Annotated in this window: 14 protein-coding genes; 2 read left to right on the top strand and 12 right to left on the bottom strand. The window is 74.9% G+C overall.

The features are described 5' to 3' along the window. Positions 1–6 precede the first annotated feature (6 nt). The 12 genes from smc to BMW62_RS17615 form a co-directional block, all read right to left on the bottom strand. Positions 7–3,573, bottom strand: coding sequence for a chromosome segregation protein SMC (smc, locus tag BMW62_RS17670; protein WP_091933640.1), 3,567 nt, complete (start codon positions 3,571–3,573; stop codon positions 7–9). Positions 3,574–3,758: 185 nt separating this feature from the next. Further along, positions 3,759–3,950, bottom strand: coding sequence for an MreC domain-containing protein (locus tag BMW62_RS17665; RefSeq protein ID WP_091933638.1), 192 nt, complete (start codon positions 3,948–3,950; stop codon positions 3,759–3,761). Positions 3,951–4,099: 149 nt separating this feature from the next. Beyond that, the gene (locus BMW62_RS17660) at positions 4,100–4,369 is read right to left on the bottom strand and encodes an acylphosphatase (protein ID WP_091933635.1); all 270 of its coding nucleotides are present in this window, start codon (positions 4,367–4,369) and stop codon (positions 4,100–4,102) included. Beyond that, complete coding sequence (mutM, locus tag BMW62_RS17655; RefSeq protein ID WP_091933632.1) at positions 4,366–5,268, bottom strand: bifunctional DNA-formamidopyrimidine glycosylase/DNA-(apurinic or apyrimidinic site) lyase; 903 nt, start codon at positions 5,266–5,268, stop codon at positions 4,366–4,368. Before mutM ends, BMW62_RS17660 begins: the two co-directional genes overlap by 4 nt. A gap of 4 nt (positions 5,269–5,272) precedes the next feature. Beyond that, positions 5,273–6,010: a ribonuclease III gene (gene rnc, locus BMW62_RS17650; RefSeq protein WP_244524129.1), complete on the bottom strand. Its 738-nt coding sequence runs from the start codon at positions 6,008–6,010 to the stop codon at positions 5,273–5,275. Between the two features lie 56 nt (positions 6,011–6,066). After that, positions 6,067–6,246, bottom strand: a complete 180-nt coding sequence (rpmF, locus tag BMW62_RS17645; protein WP_014377519.1) for a 50S ribosomal protein L32 — start codon at positions 6,244–6,246, stop codon at positions 6,067–6,069. A gap of 1 nt (position 6,247) precedes the next feature. Continuing rightward, complete coding sequence (locus BMW62_RS17640) at positions 6,248–6,874, bottom strand: YceD family protein (protein WP_211435184.1); 627 nt, start codon at positions 6,872–6,874, stop codon at positions 6,248–6,250. 112 nt (positions 6,875–6,986) lie between these two features. Next, entirely contained in the window at positions 6,987–7,667 is a 681-nt protein-coding gene (locus BMW62_RS17635) for a hypothetical protein (protein WP_091933627.1), read from the bottom strand. Continuing rightward, entirely contained in the window at positions 7,664–8,149 is a 486-nt protein-coding gene (gene coaD, locus BMW62_RS17630) for a pantetheine-phosphate adenylyltransferase (protein ID WP_091933624.1), read from the bottom strand. The genes BMW62_RS17635 and coaD overlap by 4 nt, the downstream gene beginning before the upstream one ends. Continuing rightward, complete coding sequence (gene rsmD, locus BMW62_RS17625; RefSeq protein ID WP_091933621.1) at positions 8,146–8,700, bottom strand: 16S rRNA (guanine(966)-N(2))-methyltransferase RsmD; 555 nt, start codon at positions 8,698–8,700, stop codon at positions 8,146–8,148. The genes coaD and rsmD overlap by 4 nt, the downstream gene beginning before the upstream one ends. After that, the gene (gene recG / locus BMW62_RS17620; protein WP_091933618.1) at positions 8,697–10,889 is read right to left on the bottom strand and encodes an ATP-dependent DNA helicase RecG; all 2,193 of its coding nucleotides are present in this window, start codon (positions 10,887–10,889) and stop codon (positions 8,697–8,699) included. Before recG ends, rsmD begins: the two co-directional genes overlap by 4 nt. Position 10,890: 1 nt before the next feature. Beyond that, positions 10,891–12,489: a DAK2 domain-containing protein gene (locus BMW62_RS17615; protein WP_091933615.1), complete on the bottom strand. Its 1,599-nt coding sequence runs from the start codon at positions 12,487–12,489 to the stop codon at positions 10,891–10,893. A gap of 172 nt (positions 12,490–12,661) precedes the next feature. Between BMW62_RS17615 and rpmB the strand changes: the two genes are divergently transcribed. Both rpmB and BMW62_RS17605 read left to right on the top strand, forming a co-directional pair. Beyond that, the gene (gene rpmB, locus BMW62_RS17610; RefSeq protein WP_029339036.1) at positions 12,662–12,853 is read left to right on the top strand and encodes a 50S ribosomal protein L28; all 192 of its coding nucleotides are present in this window, start codon (positions 12,662–12,664) and stop codon (positions 12,851–12,853) included. 480 nt (positions 12,854–13,333) lie between these two features. Further along, a partial coding sequence (locus tag BMW62_RS17605; RefSeq protein WP_091933612.1) for an RHS repeat-associated core domain-containing protein occupies positions 13,334–16,551 on the top strand: 3,218 nt, incomplete at its 3' end.

The following is a 16,551-nucleotide window of genomic DNA, read 5'->3' as shown; positions in this document are numbered from 1 at the left end:
TGCGGGTCAGGCCGTCTCGAGCTCGCGCAGGCGCTGGCTGATCACGCCGGTGATGCCGTCGCCGCGCATGCTCACCCCGTAGAGGGCGTCGGCGATCTCCATCGTCCGCTTCTGGTGCGTGATGATGATCAGCTGCGACGTCGACCGCAGCTGCTCCACCAGCACCAGCAGCCGGCCGAGGTTGACGTCGTCCAGCGCCGCCTCCACCTCGTCGAGCACGTAGAAGGGCGAGGGCCGGGCGCGGAAGATCGCCACCAGCATCGCGACCGCCGTCAGCGACCGCTCTCCGCCCGAGAGCAGCGAGAGCCGCTTGACCTTCTTGCCCGGTGGCCGCGCCTCCACCTCGACGCCGGTGGTCAGCATGTTCTCCGGGTCGGTGAGCACCAGCCGTCCCGAGCCGCCCGGGAAGAGGGTGGCGAAGACCTGCTCGAACTCCCGCGCCACGTCGGCGAACGCCGCGGCGAAGACGTCGTGGATGCGGCCGTCGACCTCGCGGACGACGGTCAGCAGGTCCTTCCGCGTGGTCTTGAGGTCCTCCAGCTGGGTGGCGAGGAAGGTGTGCCGCTCCTCCAGCGCCGCGAACTCCTCCAGCGCCAGCGGGTTGACCTTGCCGAGCGTGGCGAGGTCGCGCTCGGCGCGGGCCACCCGCCGCTCCTGGACCGCGCGGTCGTAGGGCACCGGGTCGGGCGCCGGCTCCCCCGCCGCCTCGGCCTCGGCGACCTGCTGCGGCGAGGGGGGCACGGCGGCGGCGGGCCCGTACTCGCCGATCAGCGTGGGCAGGTCGACGCCGAACTCCTCGGCCGCCCGGGTCTCCAGCGACTCGATGCGGTAGCGCTGCTCGGTGCGCGCCACCTCGTCGCGGTGCACCTCGTCGGTGAGCCGGTCGAGCTCCGCGGTCGCCGCGCGCACCCGGCTGCGCACCTCCAGCAGCTCGGCCTCGGCACCGCTGCGCGAGGACGCCAGCGCGTCCCGCTCCGCGGCCGCACGCACCAGCGACCGTTCGAGGGCGGCGGTCGCCACCCCGGCGTCCCGCCGCACCCGGTCGGCCACCGCGGCACCGCGCTCGCGCGCGATCCGGGCCGCCGCGGCCCGCTCGCGCGCCGCCCGCTCCTGCCGGGCCTGCCGGCGCAGCGACTCCGCCCGCCCCTGCAGGGCGCGCGCCCGCTCCTCGGCGGTGCGGACGGCGAGGCGCGCCTCCGTCTCGGCCTGCCGGGCGGCGGCCACCTCGGCGCGCAGCCGGTCGCGCTCCTCGGTCGGCGGCTCCTCCTCGACCGGCGCGGCCTCGGCCTCGGCGAGCTGCTGCTCGAGCCGGGTCAGCGAGCCCTGCGCCTGCTCCAGCGCCTGCTCCGCCCGCACGCGGGCGGCCAGCGAGCGCTCGGCCTCCGAGGCGGCCGAGCGCGCCGCGGCACCGAGCTCGGCCAGCGCCGCGGCCTCGGCGGAGCGGGTCCGGTCGGCGGCCTGGCGCGTGGCCAGCGCCTCGTCGACGGCGGCCGACCGCGCCTGGGCGTCCTGCCGCGCGGCGGCCAGCTCGTCGGCGAGCTCGGCCGCACGGGCCGTCGCGGCCGCGAGCTCGGTCCCGGCCTCGTCCACGCGGGCCCGCAGCTCGAGATTGGAGGGCGCATCGGTCTGGCCGCCCAGCGCCCAGTCGGCGCCGAGGAGGTCGCCGGCGGCGGTGACCGCCCGCAGCCGGGGGTGGGTGCGCACCAGCGCGACGGCAGCGTCCAGGTCGGGCACCAGCGCCACCCGCTCCAGCGCCCGGGCCAGCGCCGGGTGCAGCGCATCGGGGGCCCGCACGGCGTCCAGCGCCCACCGCGCGCCGTCCGGCAGCTCCGGCCAGCCGTCCCGCGGGACCGGCGGCAGGCCCCCGGTCACCAGCAGGCCGGCGCGCCCGCCGTCGGTGCGGGTGAGGTGCTGCAGCGCGGCGGCGGCCTCGGCGACACCGGCGACGACGACGGCCTCGGCCATGCCGCCCAGCGCAGCCGCGACGGCGACCTCGTCACCGGGGGCGACGGCGAGCTGCTCGGTCACCGGCCCGAGCACGCCCGCGAGGCCGGCGCCGAGCACCGCGGCCGCGCCGTCGGCGGGGGTGAGCCCGAGGGCCAGCGCGTCGCGGCGGGCCTGCCAGGACGCGCGGTCGCGCTCGGCGGCCCGCTCGGCCTCGGCCAGCTCGGTCACCCGCCGGGCGGCGGCGGTGTGCGCGGCGACGGCGTCCTCGTGCGCGGCGACCAGGGCGAGGTCGGTGTCCTCCTGGTCGGCGACCTGCCCCCGCCGGTCGGCCAGCCGCTCGGCAGCGGTCTCGGCGCGGTCGGACGCCTCGGCGGCGGCGACGCCGAGCCGCTCGATCTCCGCCTCGCCGGCGTGCACCCGGGACCGCGCCGCGGCGACCTGGCCGGAGAGCCGGGCCAGCCCCTCGCGGCGGTCGGCGAGCGCGCGGGCGGCGGCGACCCAGGCCTTCTCGGCGGCGGCCAGCGCCGTCTCCAGCTCCGCCCGGCCGGCCACGACGGTGGCGAGGCGCTCCCGCTCGGCTGCCAGCCCGTCGGCGAGCTCCGCCTCGGTGGCGGCGACCCGGTCGGCCTCGGCGTCCAGCTGGTCGGGGTCGCGACCGGTGGCGGCGGAGGGGGCCGCGGCGGAGAGGTGCCGGTGCCGCTCGGCGGCCAGCTGCGCCACGCTGCGGAACCGCTCGCCCAGCGCGGAGAGCCGGTACCAGGTGTCCGAGGCCACCTGCAGGCGCGGCGCGCTCGCGGCCAGCCCGCTCTCCAGCTCGCCCTCCCGCCGGGCGACGAGGGAGAGCTCGCGCTCGACCACCGCGCGCCGCTGCCGGGCCGCGGTCTCGTCGGCGACGTCCCGGTCGAGGGCGTCGCGCAGCTGCACCAGGTCGTCGGCGAGCAGCCGGAGGCGGGCGTCGCGGAGGTCGGCCTGCACGCCGGCCGCGCGGCGGGCGACCTCGGCCTGCCGGCCCAGCGGCTTGAGCTGGCGGCGCAACTCGGCGGTGAGGTCGGCCAGCCGGTCGAGGTTGGCCTGCATCCCGTCGAGCTTCCGCAGCGCCTTCTCCTTGCGCTTGCGGTGCTTGAGGACGCCGGCGGCCTCCTCGATGAAGGCGCGGCGGTCCTCGGGCCGGCCGGAGAGCACCGCGTCGAGCTGCCCCTGGCCGACGATGACGTGCATCTCGCGGCCGATGCCGGAGTCGCTGAGCAGCTCCTGGACGTCGAGCAGCCGCACCTTGTCGCCGTTGATCTCGTACTCGCTCTCACCGGAGCGGTACATGCGGCGGGTGATCGACACCTCGGTGTATGCGATCGGCAGCGCGCCGTCGGTGTTGTCGATCGTCAGCGTCACCTCGGCCCGGCCCAGCGCCGGGCGGCCGGCGGTGCCGGCGAAGATGACGTCCTCCATCTTGCCGCCGCGCAGGCTCTTGGCACCCTGCTCGCCGAGGACCCACGAGATGGCGTCGACGACGTTGGACTTGCCCGAGCCGTTGGGGCCGACGACGGCGGTGATGCCGGGCTCCAGCCGGAGCGTGGTGGCGGACGCGAAGGACTTGAAGCCCTTGAGCGTCAGGCTGGAGAGGTGCACGGGATCAGCACCTTAGCCCGGAATCCCGGGCTGTAGGTGGGCTGCGGGGCCGGTGGTGCGCCTGTGACGCGAGGAGCCCGGCGCCCGACGATGGGCGCGGATGCACAGTTCCCGGCGCTGGAACTGCACACACGTGCCCACCGTCGGCCTGCTCGACGCCTCCCTGCCGCGAGGCGGGGAGGACCTCAGGCGAGCGCGGGCTCGGCGGTGTCGCCCGCCAGCGAGAGCAGCTCGTGGGCGATGGCGGCGTCGCGCTGGGCACGCAGCTCGGCGAGCTCGTGCTCCAGCCGCTGCACCCGGGCCCGCAGGGCGGCGTTCTCCTCGGCTACCCGGAGTTCCACGGGGGTGACGACCGAACCGAACAGGGCCTTGGCCATGGCTGTGACGGCCTTTCGAGAGCTAGAGGGTGTGCCCGGCGCCCCGGCGGACGGTCGGCGCGGGCTGGATGTTCCCAGGGTGACAGCCCCCGACACGCAGGTCAACGGCGGCGGGGCAGGCCTCCCGTGTCGGGGGGATGTCGTCTTCGTCACGCCGTGGTGAAGCCCTGCATCCCCTGCACCGGCCCGCTCCGGACGTCGACGTCGGTCACCCGCCCCGGGGCATCCGGGCCGTCGAGGGCGGCGACGAGGTCGCGCACGGCCTGCTCCGGCCCTTCGGCGACCACCTCCACCCGCCCGTCGGGGAGGTTGCGGGCGACCCCGGCCAGGCCGGCCTCGCGGGCCAGGCCGCGCACGAAGTACCGGTAACCGACGCCCTGGACGCGGCCGGAGACCAGCACCTCGACCCGGACGGTCACGCCCGGCGTGCTCTCGGCCGGGGCTGGCAGGTGGGGCAGCTGTAGCTCGAGCGGTTCATGAACGACTCCCGGCGGATCGGCGTCCCGCAGCGAGGGCAGGGCCGGTCCTCCTGCCCGTAGACGGCGAGGAAGCGGGAGAAGTAGCCGCTCTGCCCGTTCACGTCGACGTACAGCGAGTCGAACGAGGTGCCGCCCTGCGCGAGGGCCTCGCCCAGCACGTCGCGGACGCCGTCGAGCAGGTCGGCCACCTGCGCCCGGGTGAGCCGGTCGGTGGGGCGGGCGCCGTGCAGGCGCGCCCGCCACAGCGCCTCGTCGGCGTAGATGTTGCCCACCCCGCCGATGAGCGTCTGGTCCAGCAGCGCGCGCTTGACCTCGGTACGGCGCCGGCGCAGCGCCGCGGTGAACGCGTCGACGTCGAAGCCCTCGTCCAGCGGGTCGATGGCGATGTGCGCGAGCCGTCCCGGGACCTGGTCGTCCGACGATCCGCCCACCCCACCACCCCCGGCGCACTCCTCCACCGCCAGGCCGCCGAAGGTGCGCTGGTCGACGAAACGCAGTTCGCGGCCGCGGTCGGTGAAGGTGAAGCGGGCCCGCAGGTGGGTCTCGTCGGGCGCCGACGGCTTCTCGACGAGCAGCTGACCGCTCATGCCCAGGTGCCCGACCAGCGCCCGCCCCGACGGCGACCCGTCGGGCTCGGCCAACGGCAGCCACAGGTACTTCCCGCGCCGGTGGGCGGCGGTGAAGGTGCGGCCGGTGACCGCCTGGACGAAGTGGTCGGCGCCCTCGAGGTGGCGGCGCACGGCCCGCGGGTGGTGCACCTCGACGGCGGCGACGGTGCGGCCGGCCACCCACTGCTCCAGCCCCCGGCGCACCACCTCGACCTCGGGCAGCTCGGGCACGGCTCTACTCCTCCGACAGCGAGCGCCAGGCGGCCTCGGCGGCCTCCTGCTCGGCGGCCTTCTTGGTGCGGCCGGTGCCGGTGCCGCGGACGACCCCGGCGAGCAGCACGTCGGCGCGGAAGGTCTTGGCGTGGTCGGGCCCCTCGTCGTCCACCTGGTAGATGGGCGCGCCGAGACCCTGGGCCGCACCGAGTTCCTGCAGGCTGGTCTTCCAGTCCAGGCCGGCGCCCCGGGTGGCCGCCTCGACCAGCAGCGGGTCGAACAGCCGGTGGACGATCGCGGCGGCGGTGTCCAGCCCGCAGCCCAGGTGCAGCGCACCGATGAGGGCCTCGAGCGCGTCGGCGAGGATCGAGTCCTTCTCGCGGCCGCCGGTGGTCTCCTCGCCTCGGCCGAGCAGCAGGTGCGGGCCGAGCCCGCCGTCGCCGAGGCGCCGGGCGACCCGGGCCAGCGAGGTCATGTTGACCACGGAGGCACGCAGCTTGGCCAGCTGGCCCTCGGGGAGGGCCGGCTGGCTGCGGTAGAGCTCGTCGGTGACCACGAGCCCGAGCACCGAGTCGCCGAGGAACTCCAGGCGCTCGTTGGTCGGCAGGCCGCCGTTCTCGTAGGCGAAGGACCGGTGGGTCAGCGCCAGCGGCAGGAGGCCCCCGGGCAGCGCGACGCCGAGCGCGTCGAACAGCCAGGTGGCGGCCCGCTCGGCGTGCTCGGCACCACCCGGAGGCGCCGCGGGGACGCGACCGTCCACGGCATCCCGGTCAGGATGCGGAGCGGCGGCCGTCGTCCCCATGGCAGTGCGGCAGGTCAGACCGACAGGACCTGGCGGCCGTCGTACTGCCCGCAGGTGGGGCACGCCTGGTGCGGGGGCTTGAGCTCTCCGCAGGCGCGGTTGGGGCACGGCGACAGGGTCGGCGCGGTGGCCTTCCACTGCGACCGGCGCATGCGGGTGTTGGCCCGCGACATCTTCCGCTTCGGAACGGCCACGTCAGTTCTCCTCTGGGGTGGTGGATTCGCCGGGGGTGCCCGGCGAGGAAGCGAATCGCTCCGCGAGGGCCGCCCACCGGGGGTCGGTCACCTCGTGGGTGTGGTCCTCGGGCAGGTCGTCGACGCGCTGGCCGCAGCCGACGCACAGGCCGCCGCAGTCCTCGGTGCAGACCGGCGAGAGCGGGAGGCTCAGCACGATGGTGTCCCGCGCCAGGGGCTCGAGGTCGAGGAAGTCGCCCTCGACCCGGCGCACCTCGTCCTCCTCGCTGGTGGCCTCGGTGGTGCTGCCCGCGTAGGCGTACAGCTCCTGGACGTCCAGGGTGAGGGTGTCCTCGAGCGGCTCGAGGCAGCGCGCGCACGAGCCGACGACCGGGACCTCCAGGTCACCGGAGACCAGCACGCCCTCCATGACCGACTCCAGCCGCAGCCGCAGGTGGACCTCGGCGCCGCCCGGGACGCGGATCAGCTCCAGCCCCCAGCCCTCGGGTGCCGGTGCCGTGCGGTCCAGCTCGTGCAGGCTCCCCGGGCGCCGGCCGAGCTCGCGCAGGTCGACCTTCCAGGGGTTGGCCGAGGGGCGCCGGTCCTCGGAGGACGCGGCGCCTGGGCGGTTCGGGGAAGCGGCAGGCATGTCAGTACTCGCGGTCGGGTGCAGGAGGGATGGGCGACCGGGCGGGAGCCGACGGTCGGGCCGGTGGTCGAGACTACCCGATCACCTGGCGGCGCCCACCGTGCGGAAGGTCTCAGGGCTCCCGGAGGGTGCTGCGGGCCTTGTCCACCGAGCGGAGCATGCGCTCCAGGGTCGCCCCGAACTCGGCGAGCCGGGAGTCGACGTACTCGTCGACCTCCGCCCGCATCTGCGCGGCCTCCGCGTGCGACTGCTCGCCGAGCTCGTCGGCCCGGGTGACGGCGGTGCGGTAGACCTCGGTCTCGGTGATCAGCCGCTCGTGCTCGGCCTGGCCCTCGGCGACGAGCGCGGCCCGGTGCTGCTGACCCTCGGCGACCAGTGCCTGGGCCTCGGCCTCGGCCTCCAGCAGGATCTGCTCGGCGTCGGCCTGGGCCTGGGCCAGCAGCTCGTCGCGCTGCCGCCGGGCCGTGCCGACGATCTCGTCGCGCTGGCGCCGCGCCTGGACGAGGATCTGCTCGCTGTCCGCGCGGGTCCGCCCGGTGAGGCGCTCCGCCTCGGCCTGCGCCTGCTGCAGGATCTCGGTCCGCTGCTCGACGATCGCGCCGGCGGCCTGCACGTCCTCGGGCAGCGACTCCCGCAGGTCGTCGAGCAGGTCGAGCACGTGGTCGCGGGGCACCATGCAGGAGCTGGACATGGGCACGCTGCGGGCGCTCTCGATGACCGTGGTCAGCTCGTCCACGGTCTCGTAGAGGCGGTAGACCACCTCCGTGGTGTGACCGCGCCCCGGCCGGGTCACGAGCGCGCCTCGCGGGCCCGCTCGCGCAGCCGGTCGTCGACGGCCTTGGGCACCAGCCGGGAGACGTCCCCGCCGAAGCCGGCGATCTGCTTGACCAGGCTCGAGGAGAGGTGGCCGACCTGCGGGGCGGTCGGCACGAACAGCGTCTCGATGGCGGCCAGCTCGCGGTTCATCTGCGCCATCTGCAGCTCGTACTCGAAGTCGCTCACCGCCCGCAGCCCCTTGACGATCACCGGGATGTCGTGGCTGCGGCAGTAGTCGACCAGCAGGCCCTGGAAGCTGTCCACGCGCACGTTGGGCAGGTGGGCGGCGGCGTCGCGGAGCAGCTCCATGCGCTCGTCGACGGAGAACAGCCCCGCCTTGCCCGGGTTCACCAGCACCGCCACGACCAGTTCGTCGTAGAGCCCGGCGGCCCGGTTGATGACGTCGACGTGCCCGTTGGTCACCGGGTCGAAGGAACCTGGGCAGACGGCACGCCTCACGGACGCCGACCGTACCGGAGCACGGCCTCGCCGTAGCGCCGCTCGCGCAGACCTTCCAGGGGTGTCGGCCACTCCCACGCCCGTTCCCGGCTGGGCCGCTCGACCACGACCACGCCGCCAGGGGCCAGCCACTCCCCCTCCACCAGCGCCCGGAGCACCTCGTAGACCTCCGCGGCGGGCGTGTCGTAGGGCGGGTCGGCGAGGACGACGTCGAACGCCTGGGGCGCCGGGCCGGCGACGACACCGGGCACCGAGCCCGCCACCACCCGTCCCCCGGGGAGCCCGACCGCCGCGAGGTTGGCCCGCAGCACGGGCAGCACCCTCGGGCCCGACTCGACGAAGACCGCGGTGGCCGCGCCGCGGGAGAGCGCCTCCAGGCCCAGCGCGCCGGAGCCGGCGTAGAGGTCCAGGACCGCGGCCCCCTCGAGGTCGACCAGCGACCCCAGGGAGTTGAACAGAGCACCTCGGGCTTTGTCCCCGGTGGGCCGGACGCCCGACTGCGGAACGCTGATGCGCCGTCCACCGGCGAGCCCCGCGATGATCCGGGTCACGCCTTCTCGAGCCATTCGGCGCGCTCGTCGTTGGCCAGGGCCGCGACCTCGGCGGCGAGACCGGGGTGGTCGGCGAGCCCGCGCTCGGTCGCCAGCAGCGCGGTCGCCTCCGCCCGCGCCTCGGCGATCAGCTCCTCGTCCTCCAGCAGCGAGAGCAGCTTGATGGTCGAGCGGCGCCCGGACTGGGCGGCGCCGAGGACGTCGCCCTCCCGCCGGGTCTCCAGGTCCAGCCGCGCCAGCTCGAAGCCGTCGGAGGTCGCGGCGACCGCGGCCAGCCGCTGCCCGGTCGGGGACGACGTCGGGGCCTCGCTGACCAGCAGGCACAGCCCGGCGTGCCTCCCCCGCGCGACGCGGCCACGCAGCTGGTGCAGCTGGCTGACCCCGAACCGGTCGGCGTCCATGACCACCATCACCGTGGCGTTGGGCACGTCGACCCCCACCTCGACCACGGTGGTGGCCACCAGCACGTCGGTCGCCCCGTCGGCGAAGGCGCGCATGACGCCGTCCTTCTCCTCGGGGGTCATCCGCCCGTGCAGGACCTCCAGGCGCAGGCCGGCCAGCGGACCGGCACGCAGCGCCTCGGCGACGTCGAGGACGGCGAGCGGGGGCCGGCGGTCGCTGCGCCCCTCCTCCTCCGGCGGCGCGCCGTCGGCGTCCTCGGGCTGGTCGTCGGCGCCGGGGACGTCACCGATCCGGGGGCAGACCACGTAGGCCTGCCGGCCGGCGGCCACCTCCTCGCGCAGCCGCGCCCAGGCCCGGTCGAGCCAGCCGGGCTTCTCCACGACCGGCACCACCGAGCTGGCGACGCCCCCGCGCCCGCTCGGCAGCTGCCGCAGCGTGGAGATCTCCAGGTCGCCGTAGACGGTCATGGCGACGGTGCGCGGGATCGGCGTCGCCGTCATCACGAGCACGTGCGGGGGCCGGCTGCCCTTGGCCCGCAGCGCGTCGCGCTGCTCGACGCCGAAGCGGTGCTGCTCGTCGACGACGACGAGGCCGAGGTCGGCGAACTCCACGCCCTCCTGCAGCAGCGCATGGGTGCCGACGACGATGCCGGCCCGCCCCTCGGCCACCTCGGCGCGGGCCTCGCGGCGCGGCGCGGCCTTGAGCGAGCCGGTGAGCAGGGTGACGCGGGTGCCGGCGGGGTCGCCGTCGATCTCCCCGGCGCGGCCGAGCGGGCCGAGCAGGGCGCGGATGCCGCGGGCGTGCTGGGCGGCGAGCACCTCGGTGGGGGCGAGCAGGGCGGCCTGGCCGCCGGCGTCCACGACCTGTGCCATCGCGCGGAGGGCGACGACGGTCTTGCCGGAGCCCACCTCGCCCTGGAGCAGCCGGTGCATCGGCTGGTCGCGGTCCAGCTCGGCGGCCAGCTCCTCCCCGACCGCCCGCTGGCCGTCGGTGAGCGCGAACGGCAGGGCGGCGTCGACGGCGTCGAGCAGGCCCCCCGGCTTCCGCGGGCGGGCGGTGCCCGGCTCCAGCGCGGCCGCCCGGCGCCGGGCGGCGAGGGTCAGCTGGAGGGTGAGCGCCTCGTCCCACTTCAGCCGGTGCTCGGCGCGCTCGACGTCCTGGCTGGTGGTGGGGCGGTGGATGTCGAGCAGCGCCGCCGGCAGCGACAGCAGGCCGTGCCGGGCGCGGATCTCGTCGGGCAGCGGGTCGGTGACCAGGTCGGCGAGGTTGCCCGCCCCGCCGAGCAGCAGCTTGACCGACTTCTGGATCACCCAGCTGGAGACGTCCTTGCTCGCCGGGTAGATCGGCACCAGCTCGCGGGCCCAGTCGTCGTCATCGTCGTCGCCGCTGAGCAGGTGCATGTCGGGGTGGGTGAACTGCAGCTTGCCCTGGTAGGTGCCGACGGTGCCGGCGAACATGCCCCACACCCCGGGCGCGAGGCGGGCGTGCCGGTGGCTGAAGAAGACCAGCTTCATGGTGCTGGCGCCGTCGCCCACGGTGACCTCGGTGAGCATGCCCCGGCGCTGCCGCATCGGCCGGGTGCTGACCGTCTTCACCTGGGCGAGCACCGTCACCCGGTCGCCGGGCTGCAGGTCGTCGAGGCGGGCCATCTCCCCGCGCCGGGCGTAGCGGCGCGGGTAGTGGCGCAGCAGGTGGCGCACCGTGTGCAGGCCCAGCTGCTCGGCCATGCCGGTGGCGGTCTTGGGCCCGAGCACCTTCGCCAGCGGGGTCTCCAGCGTCACCGCCACGTCACTCGACCCCGATCTGCAGGGGCAGCGAGCCGGGGCCGCCGCCGTAGCGCACCACCTCGACGGTGGGGTGCGCCGACGACAGGTGGGCGCAGACCGCGTCGCCGAGCTCTTCGTCGGGGCCGACGACCAGGGTGGCCATCTCCCCGCCCGCGGAGAGCAGCCGGTCGAGCAGGTCGCAGGCGACGGCGGCGAGCCCGGCGCCGATCACCACGACGTCGCCCTCGGCCGAGCCGAGCACGTCGCCGGGGTGGCAGCGGCCCGCGGAGGTGAGCGCCTCCTGCTCGGCGACGGAGAGCTCGGCCCACCGGGTCGCGGCGGCGGCCTCGGCCATGGCGATGACGTCGTCGCCGAAGCGCCGCTGCGTATCGGCGACGGCCACCGCGGCCAGCCCCTGCACCGGCGAGCGGGTGGGCACCACGGCGACCTCGCGGCCGGCCTCCCGCGCCCGCTCGGCCGCCCGGGAGGCCTCGGCGTGCAGGCCGGCGTCGTTCGGAAGGACCACCACCTCCTGGGCGGCGGCCGCGACGATCTGCTCGTAGACCTCGTCCTCGGTGATCCCGCCGGGGTCACAGACGACGACGCGGGACCCCTCGGCGCGGAAGAGCTCGGCCAGCCCGTCGCTGTGCACCGCCGCGACGACCGCCCGGACGCCGTGCACCGGCGCCGCCGGGGGCACCGGGGCCAGCGGGGTGACCGTGATGCGGTGCGGGCGGCCCGCCTCGATGCCCGCCTCGATGGCGGCGCCGACGTCGGAGACGTGCACGTGGACGTTCCACTCGCGGCCGGTCGGCGTGTCCACCCCGACGACGACGAGGCTGTCACCGAGCCCGGCCAGCCGCTCGTGGAGGCGGGCGACCGAGCTCTCGTCGGCGTCGGCGAGCAGGTACTGCACCTCGCTGCCCGGCCCGGGCGGCGGCTGGTGCGGGGTGTGGACGTGGTCGTGCGGGCCGTGCGTGCGGCGGGCCAGGGCCGGGCGCACCGGCTGCACGCCGGTGACCGTGCGGACGAGGGCGTCCAGGACGAGGGAGAGCCCGGCGCCACCCGCGTCGACCACCCCGGCCTCGCGCAGCGCGGCGAGCTGGTCGGGAGTCCCCTCCAGGGCGCGATGCGCGCCGTCGGCCGCGGCCCCGACGACGTCGGCGAGCGCCGTCTCCCCCTCGTCGACGGCGGCCACAGCGGCCTCCCCCGCGGCCCGGGCGACGGTGAGGAAGGTGCCCTCCTCGGGATCGGCGACGGCGGTGTAGGCGCTCTCGGCGGCCTTGCGCAGCGCGGAGGCGAGGACCGGCCCGTCGGCCGGGGGCTGCTCGGCCAGCTGATCGGCGAGGCCCCGCAGCAGCTGGGCCAGGATCGTGCCGGAGTTGCCGCGGGCCGACAGCACCGCGCCCCGGGCGACGACCGCCCAGCCGGGCTCCCCGGGCGCCGCCTCGTCCAGGGCCGCCAGCGCGCCCTCGGCGGTGTGCAGGAGGTTGGTGCCGGTGTCGCCGTCCGGCACCGGGAAGACGTTGAGGTCGTCCAGCCGCGCCCGGAAGTCGGACAGCGCCTCGACCGCGGCGCGGCACCACTGACCGACCGCGGCGTCGTCCAGCGCCGTCAGCACGGGAGCAGGCTACCCACCGGCACCGACAGGACCCCGCTGCGCGAGCCGCGAACCCCGGTCCGGAGGGTGCTGCGACATCACGTCCGCGGAGCGGTTAGACTGCTGGACGGTCTTGATGCGGGTGCTGCCTTGCCCCGCCGTCTGTGAACGATTCTTCTGGGAGTGATCCACCGTGGCTGCCGTGTGCGATGTGTGTGGCAAGGGCCCCGGTTTCGGTATGTCGGTGTCGCACTCGCACCGCCGCACGCCGCGCCGTTGGAACCCGAACATCCAGTCCGTGCGGGCGCTGATCGCCCCCGGCAACCGTCGCCGGATCAACGCGTGCACCTCGTGCATCCGCGCCGGCAAGGTCGTCCGCGCCTGAAGAAGGACCCCCGTCCCCCCACCCCTCGCACGCTCGGGTCGGGGCCCTGACGGGGACCGTTCCACCACGTCACCGGGAGCCCCGGAGGTCACCGACCTCCGGGGCTCCTCGCGTGCGCTCATCACCCGATCCGCCGCCCTCGCGCCGCCCACGGGCGCCCGGCAGACCCGAGCTACGGCCCAGCCGTCCGCACGCCTCGCGGCCGAGGCGGGTCCAAGCAGGTCAGCGGCTCGCCACAGACCTGAACAGAGTGTCACCGGGGAACCAGGAGTTCACCCGATCGGTAACGCAGCGGAGCCTTGCGGTCGCATAGCGCCACCGCAAGGTTGACCTTGAGCGCCGCCAGCCAGGGGCGCTCACCGTCCATCTGCCCTGCGTCCCGGTGAGGTCTGCATGTCCATGCTCAGTCAGTCGTCGAGCACGTCAGCGTTCAGAAGGCGGGGGCGCCGGCGCGCCTCCCAGATGGCTACGGTCGGCACGGTGGCGGCCGCGGTGGTGATGGGCCAGGTCACCGGGGTGCTGGCCGCGCCGTCCAGCGGCCCGGAGGTGGACCAGGTCGTCTCCGCGACGCTGCAGCCGGTGCTCAAGGCCAGCGCGCCGGCGGGGGTGTCGGGGCAGTCGCTGAAGTTCTATGCGCGTACCGTCGGCTCCTCGACGTGGAACCTGCTTGACGGCACGACCGTCAGTGGCTCCACCGGTACCGCGCAGGTCCCGGCCGGTGAGCTCAGCATCCAGGAGACGTTCGAGTACCGGGCTGAGCTGTGCGACACCACCGGCTGCACCTCCTCGGCCGTCGAGACCGGGCAGGTGGCCGGCAGCCTGGGTGCCGGGCCGCGGCCGGGTGCCTCTACGGTGCCGTTCACGATCAGCGACACCGCCCAGGCCAGGGTCGACACCGGCAGCGGCAACCTGATGATCTCCCTGCCCGGTCTGACCCTGCCGCGCGTGGCCGGTGACCTCTCCGTGGGCGCGGTCTACAACAGCCTGAGCCAGTGGCGGGGCGGGGACGGCTTCCAGACCTCGCTCAGCTCCGGCTGGCGGCTGTCCACCGGTTCGGATGTCTACCTGAGCCGGGAAGCCACCAGCGGCATCATCACCTACTACGGGCCCAACGGGCTGACCGGAGTGTTCCAGCCCGCCGGCGGCACCGCCTACACCGCTCCGGCCGGGTTCAAGATGGACCTGACCGGCGACGCGGCCGGTGGCTGGTCGCTGACCGACCACGCCTCCCGCGACGTCCGCGCCTTCAACACCGCGGGTCAGCTGACCACGCTGACCGACCGCAACGGCAACCAGACCACCTTCGCCTACAGCGGGTTGGCGCTGACCGAGGTGGTGAGCGACCAGGGGCCGGCCGCCGCCCGGACGCTGCAGGTGGGCACCGCCGGTGGCGGCTCCAAGCAGATCACCGAGCTCACCCAGACCCCGGCCGCCTCCTCCAACCTGAGCAACCGCTCGGTGGCCTACGACTACGACGCCGCCGGCCGCCTGCAGACCGTCACCGACGCGCTGGGCCGGGCCAGCCAGCTGGGCTACGACGCCGCGGGCCGGCTGGCCTCGATCACCGCCCCGGGCAACGTGGTCACCCGCTTCGGCTACGACGATCTGGGCCGGGTGCTCTCGGTCGATCAGCCGACCGGCACCAGCGCCTCCGGCGCGGTCACTCGGTTCGGCTACGACGACGCACACACCTACCTCGCCGACGCCAACACCGACCAGGGCCAGGCGGTGACCACGGTCCCGCACAGCACGTATGAGCTCACCGGCGACGGCATGAAGCTCATCGCCTCGGTCACGGACCCGGCCGGGCACCAGCGGTCGACCACGTACACGCCGTTCCTGGACGTCGCCTCGGCCACCGACGCCGCCGGGGCCACCACCACCGCCAGCTACGACGCCAACGGCGGGGAGTCCCTCACCGGGGTGCAGGCCGCCACCGGCGCCGCCTCGGCGTTCACCTACGGCAACACCGGGGCCGCGCAGTACCTCCCGGCCAGTGCCACCGACGCCCAGGGCAACCAGAGCCTGTTCACCTACGACGGCGCCGGCAACGGCCTGTCGGCCACCGACGCCGCCAGCAGCAGCGCCTCGGTGACCTACAACGCCGACGGCACGGTCAAGGACTCCACCAGCCCCTCCGGTGCGGTCACCAGCTACACCTACAACTCCGACAAGCAGCTCACCGCCATCACCCCACCGGCCGACAGCAGCCTGGCCCAGCGGAACTACACCTACGACGGGTTCGGCCGGCTGGCCACCTTCACCAACGGCAACGGGATCACCCAGACCTACCGGTACGACGCCGGGGACCGGACCACTCAGATCAACTTCTCCGCCGGCAGCAGCACCATCTACTACCGCTACGACACCCGCGGTCACCAGACCTCCCGGCAGGACAACTCCGGCACCACCACCTACGGCTACGACCCGCTGGGCCGGCTCACCTCCCGGGTGCACTCCATCCAGCGGCACATCACCGTCGACTACGGCTACGACAAGGTGGGCAATCTGGCCACCGAGGTCGACCCCGGTGGCACCACCAGCTACAGCTACGACACCCGCAACCTGGTCACGCGGATGACGCTGCCTGACGGGTCGGCCACCGACTTCGGCTACGACAGCAACGGCCGCCGCGTGGACACCTGGAACGACACCGACACTGCCCACACCTCCTGGGCCGCGCACACCCGCACCAGCTACGACAGCGCCGGGCGGATCACCCGGATCACCACCGGACAGAGCAGCGACGACGCGAACCGGGTATCTGACCTGTCCTACTCCTACGCCGCCCTCGGCGCCGGCGCCTGCCCTAGCGGCCCGGCGGCCGGCACCGACACCGCCCTGCGCCACCAGCAGACCGACCACCTCACCGGCCTGGTGACCAGCTACTGCTACGACACCGCCAACCGGCTCACCTCGGCCACCACCCCCGGCGGGGACAGCTGGACCTACAGCTACGACGCCAACGGCAACCGCACCCAGACCACCAAGAACGGCGCGGTCGTCCAGACCCAGACGGTCAACGCCGCCGACCAGCTCACCGGCACCGGCAACAGCTACGACTCCGCCGGCAATCAGACGGGGATCGTCGGACTGGGCTCGGCGGTCTACAAGGCCGACGGCCAGATGACCCGCCTGGCCACCAGCACCACCACCAGCGCCTACGAGTACGCCGGCACCGACCAGACCGAGCTCATCCGCGAGACCCGGGCCGGCGGGCTGAACAACGTCTACGCCTACGGCCGCACCGACGCCAACGGCATCCCGCTGGTCAAGGCCCACACCGTGGGGCTGAACACCCTGGACAACACCGCCTTCCTCGTCCACGACCCCCAGGGCACCCCCATCGCCCTGCGCACTCCCGACGGCCAGGTTCACTACTACACCCAGGACGGCCTGGGCTCGGTCACCCACCTGACCAACCAGAACGGGGCCACCACCGGCACCTACAGCTACGACCCTTGGGGCGTCACCACTCCCGGGCAAAACGCCGCCGAGGTCACCCGCTTCAACCCCTACGGCTACGCCGGCGGCATCGACGACCCCAACAGCACCCTCGTCCACTTCGGGCAGCGCTGGTACGACCCGGCCACCGGCCGCTTCACCCAGCCCGACAGTCTCGAAACACTTGCCGACCCCACCCGCGCCAACCGCTACGAATACGCCGCCAGCAACCCCATCAACTACGTCGACCCGAC

The sequence above is a fragment of the Blastococcus sp. DSM 46786 genome (assembly GCF_900109665.1).
Taxonomy (GTDB): domain Bacteria; phylum Actinomycetota; class Actinomycetes; order Mycobacteriales; family Geodermatophilaceae; genus Blastococcus; species Blastococcus carthaginiensis.
The sequence above is the reverse complement of the archived record's forward strand: the minus strand, read 5'-3'. Positions and strand labels throughout refer to the sequence as shown.

What these genes read in the sequence shown, in the direction of transcription:
- BMW62_RS17640 (WP_211435184.1), bottom strand. Translation starts at nt 6,874, where the DNA reads ATGCCTGCCGCTTCCCCGAACCGCCCAGGCGCCGCGTCCTCCGAGGAC.
- BMW62_RS17665 (WP_091933638.1), bottom strand. Translation starts at nt 3,950, where the DNA reads ATGGCCAAGGCCCTGTTCGGTTCGGTCGTCACCCCCGTGGAACTCCGG.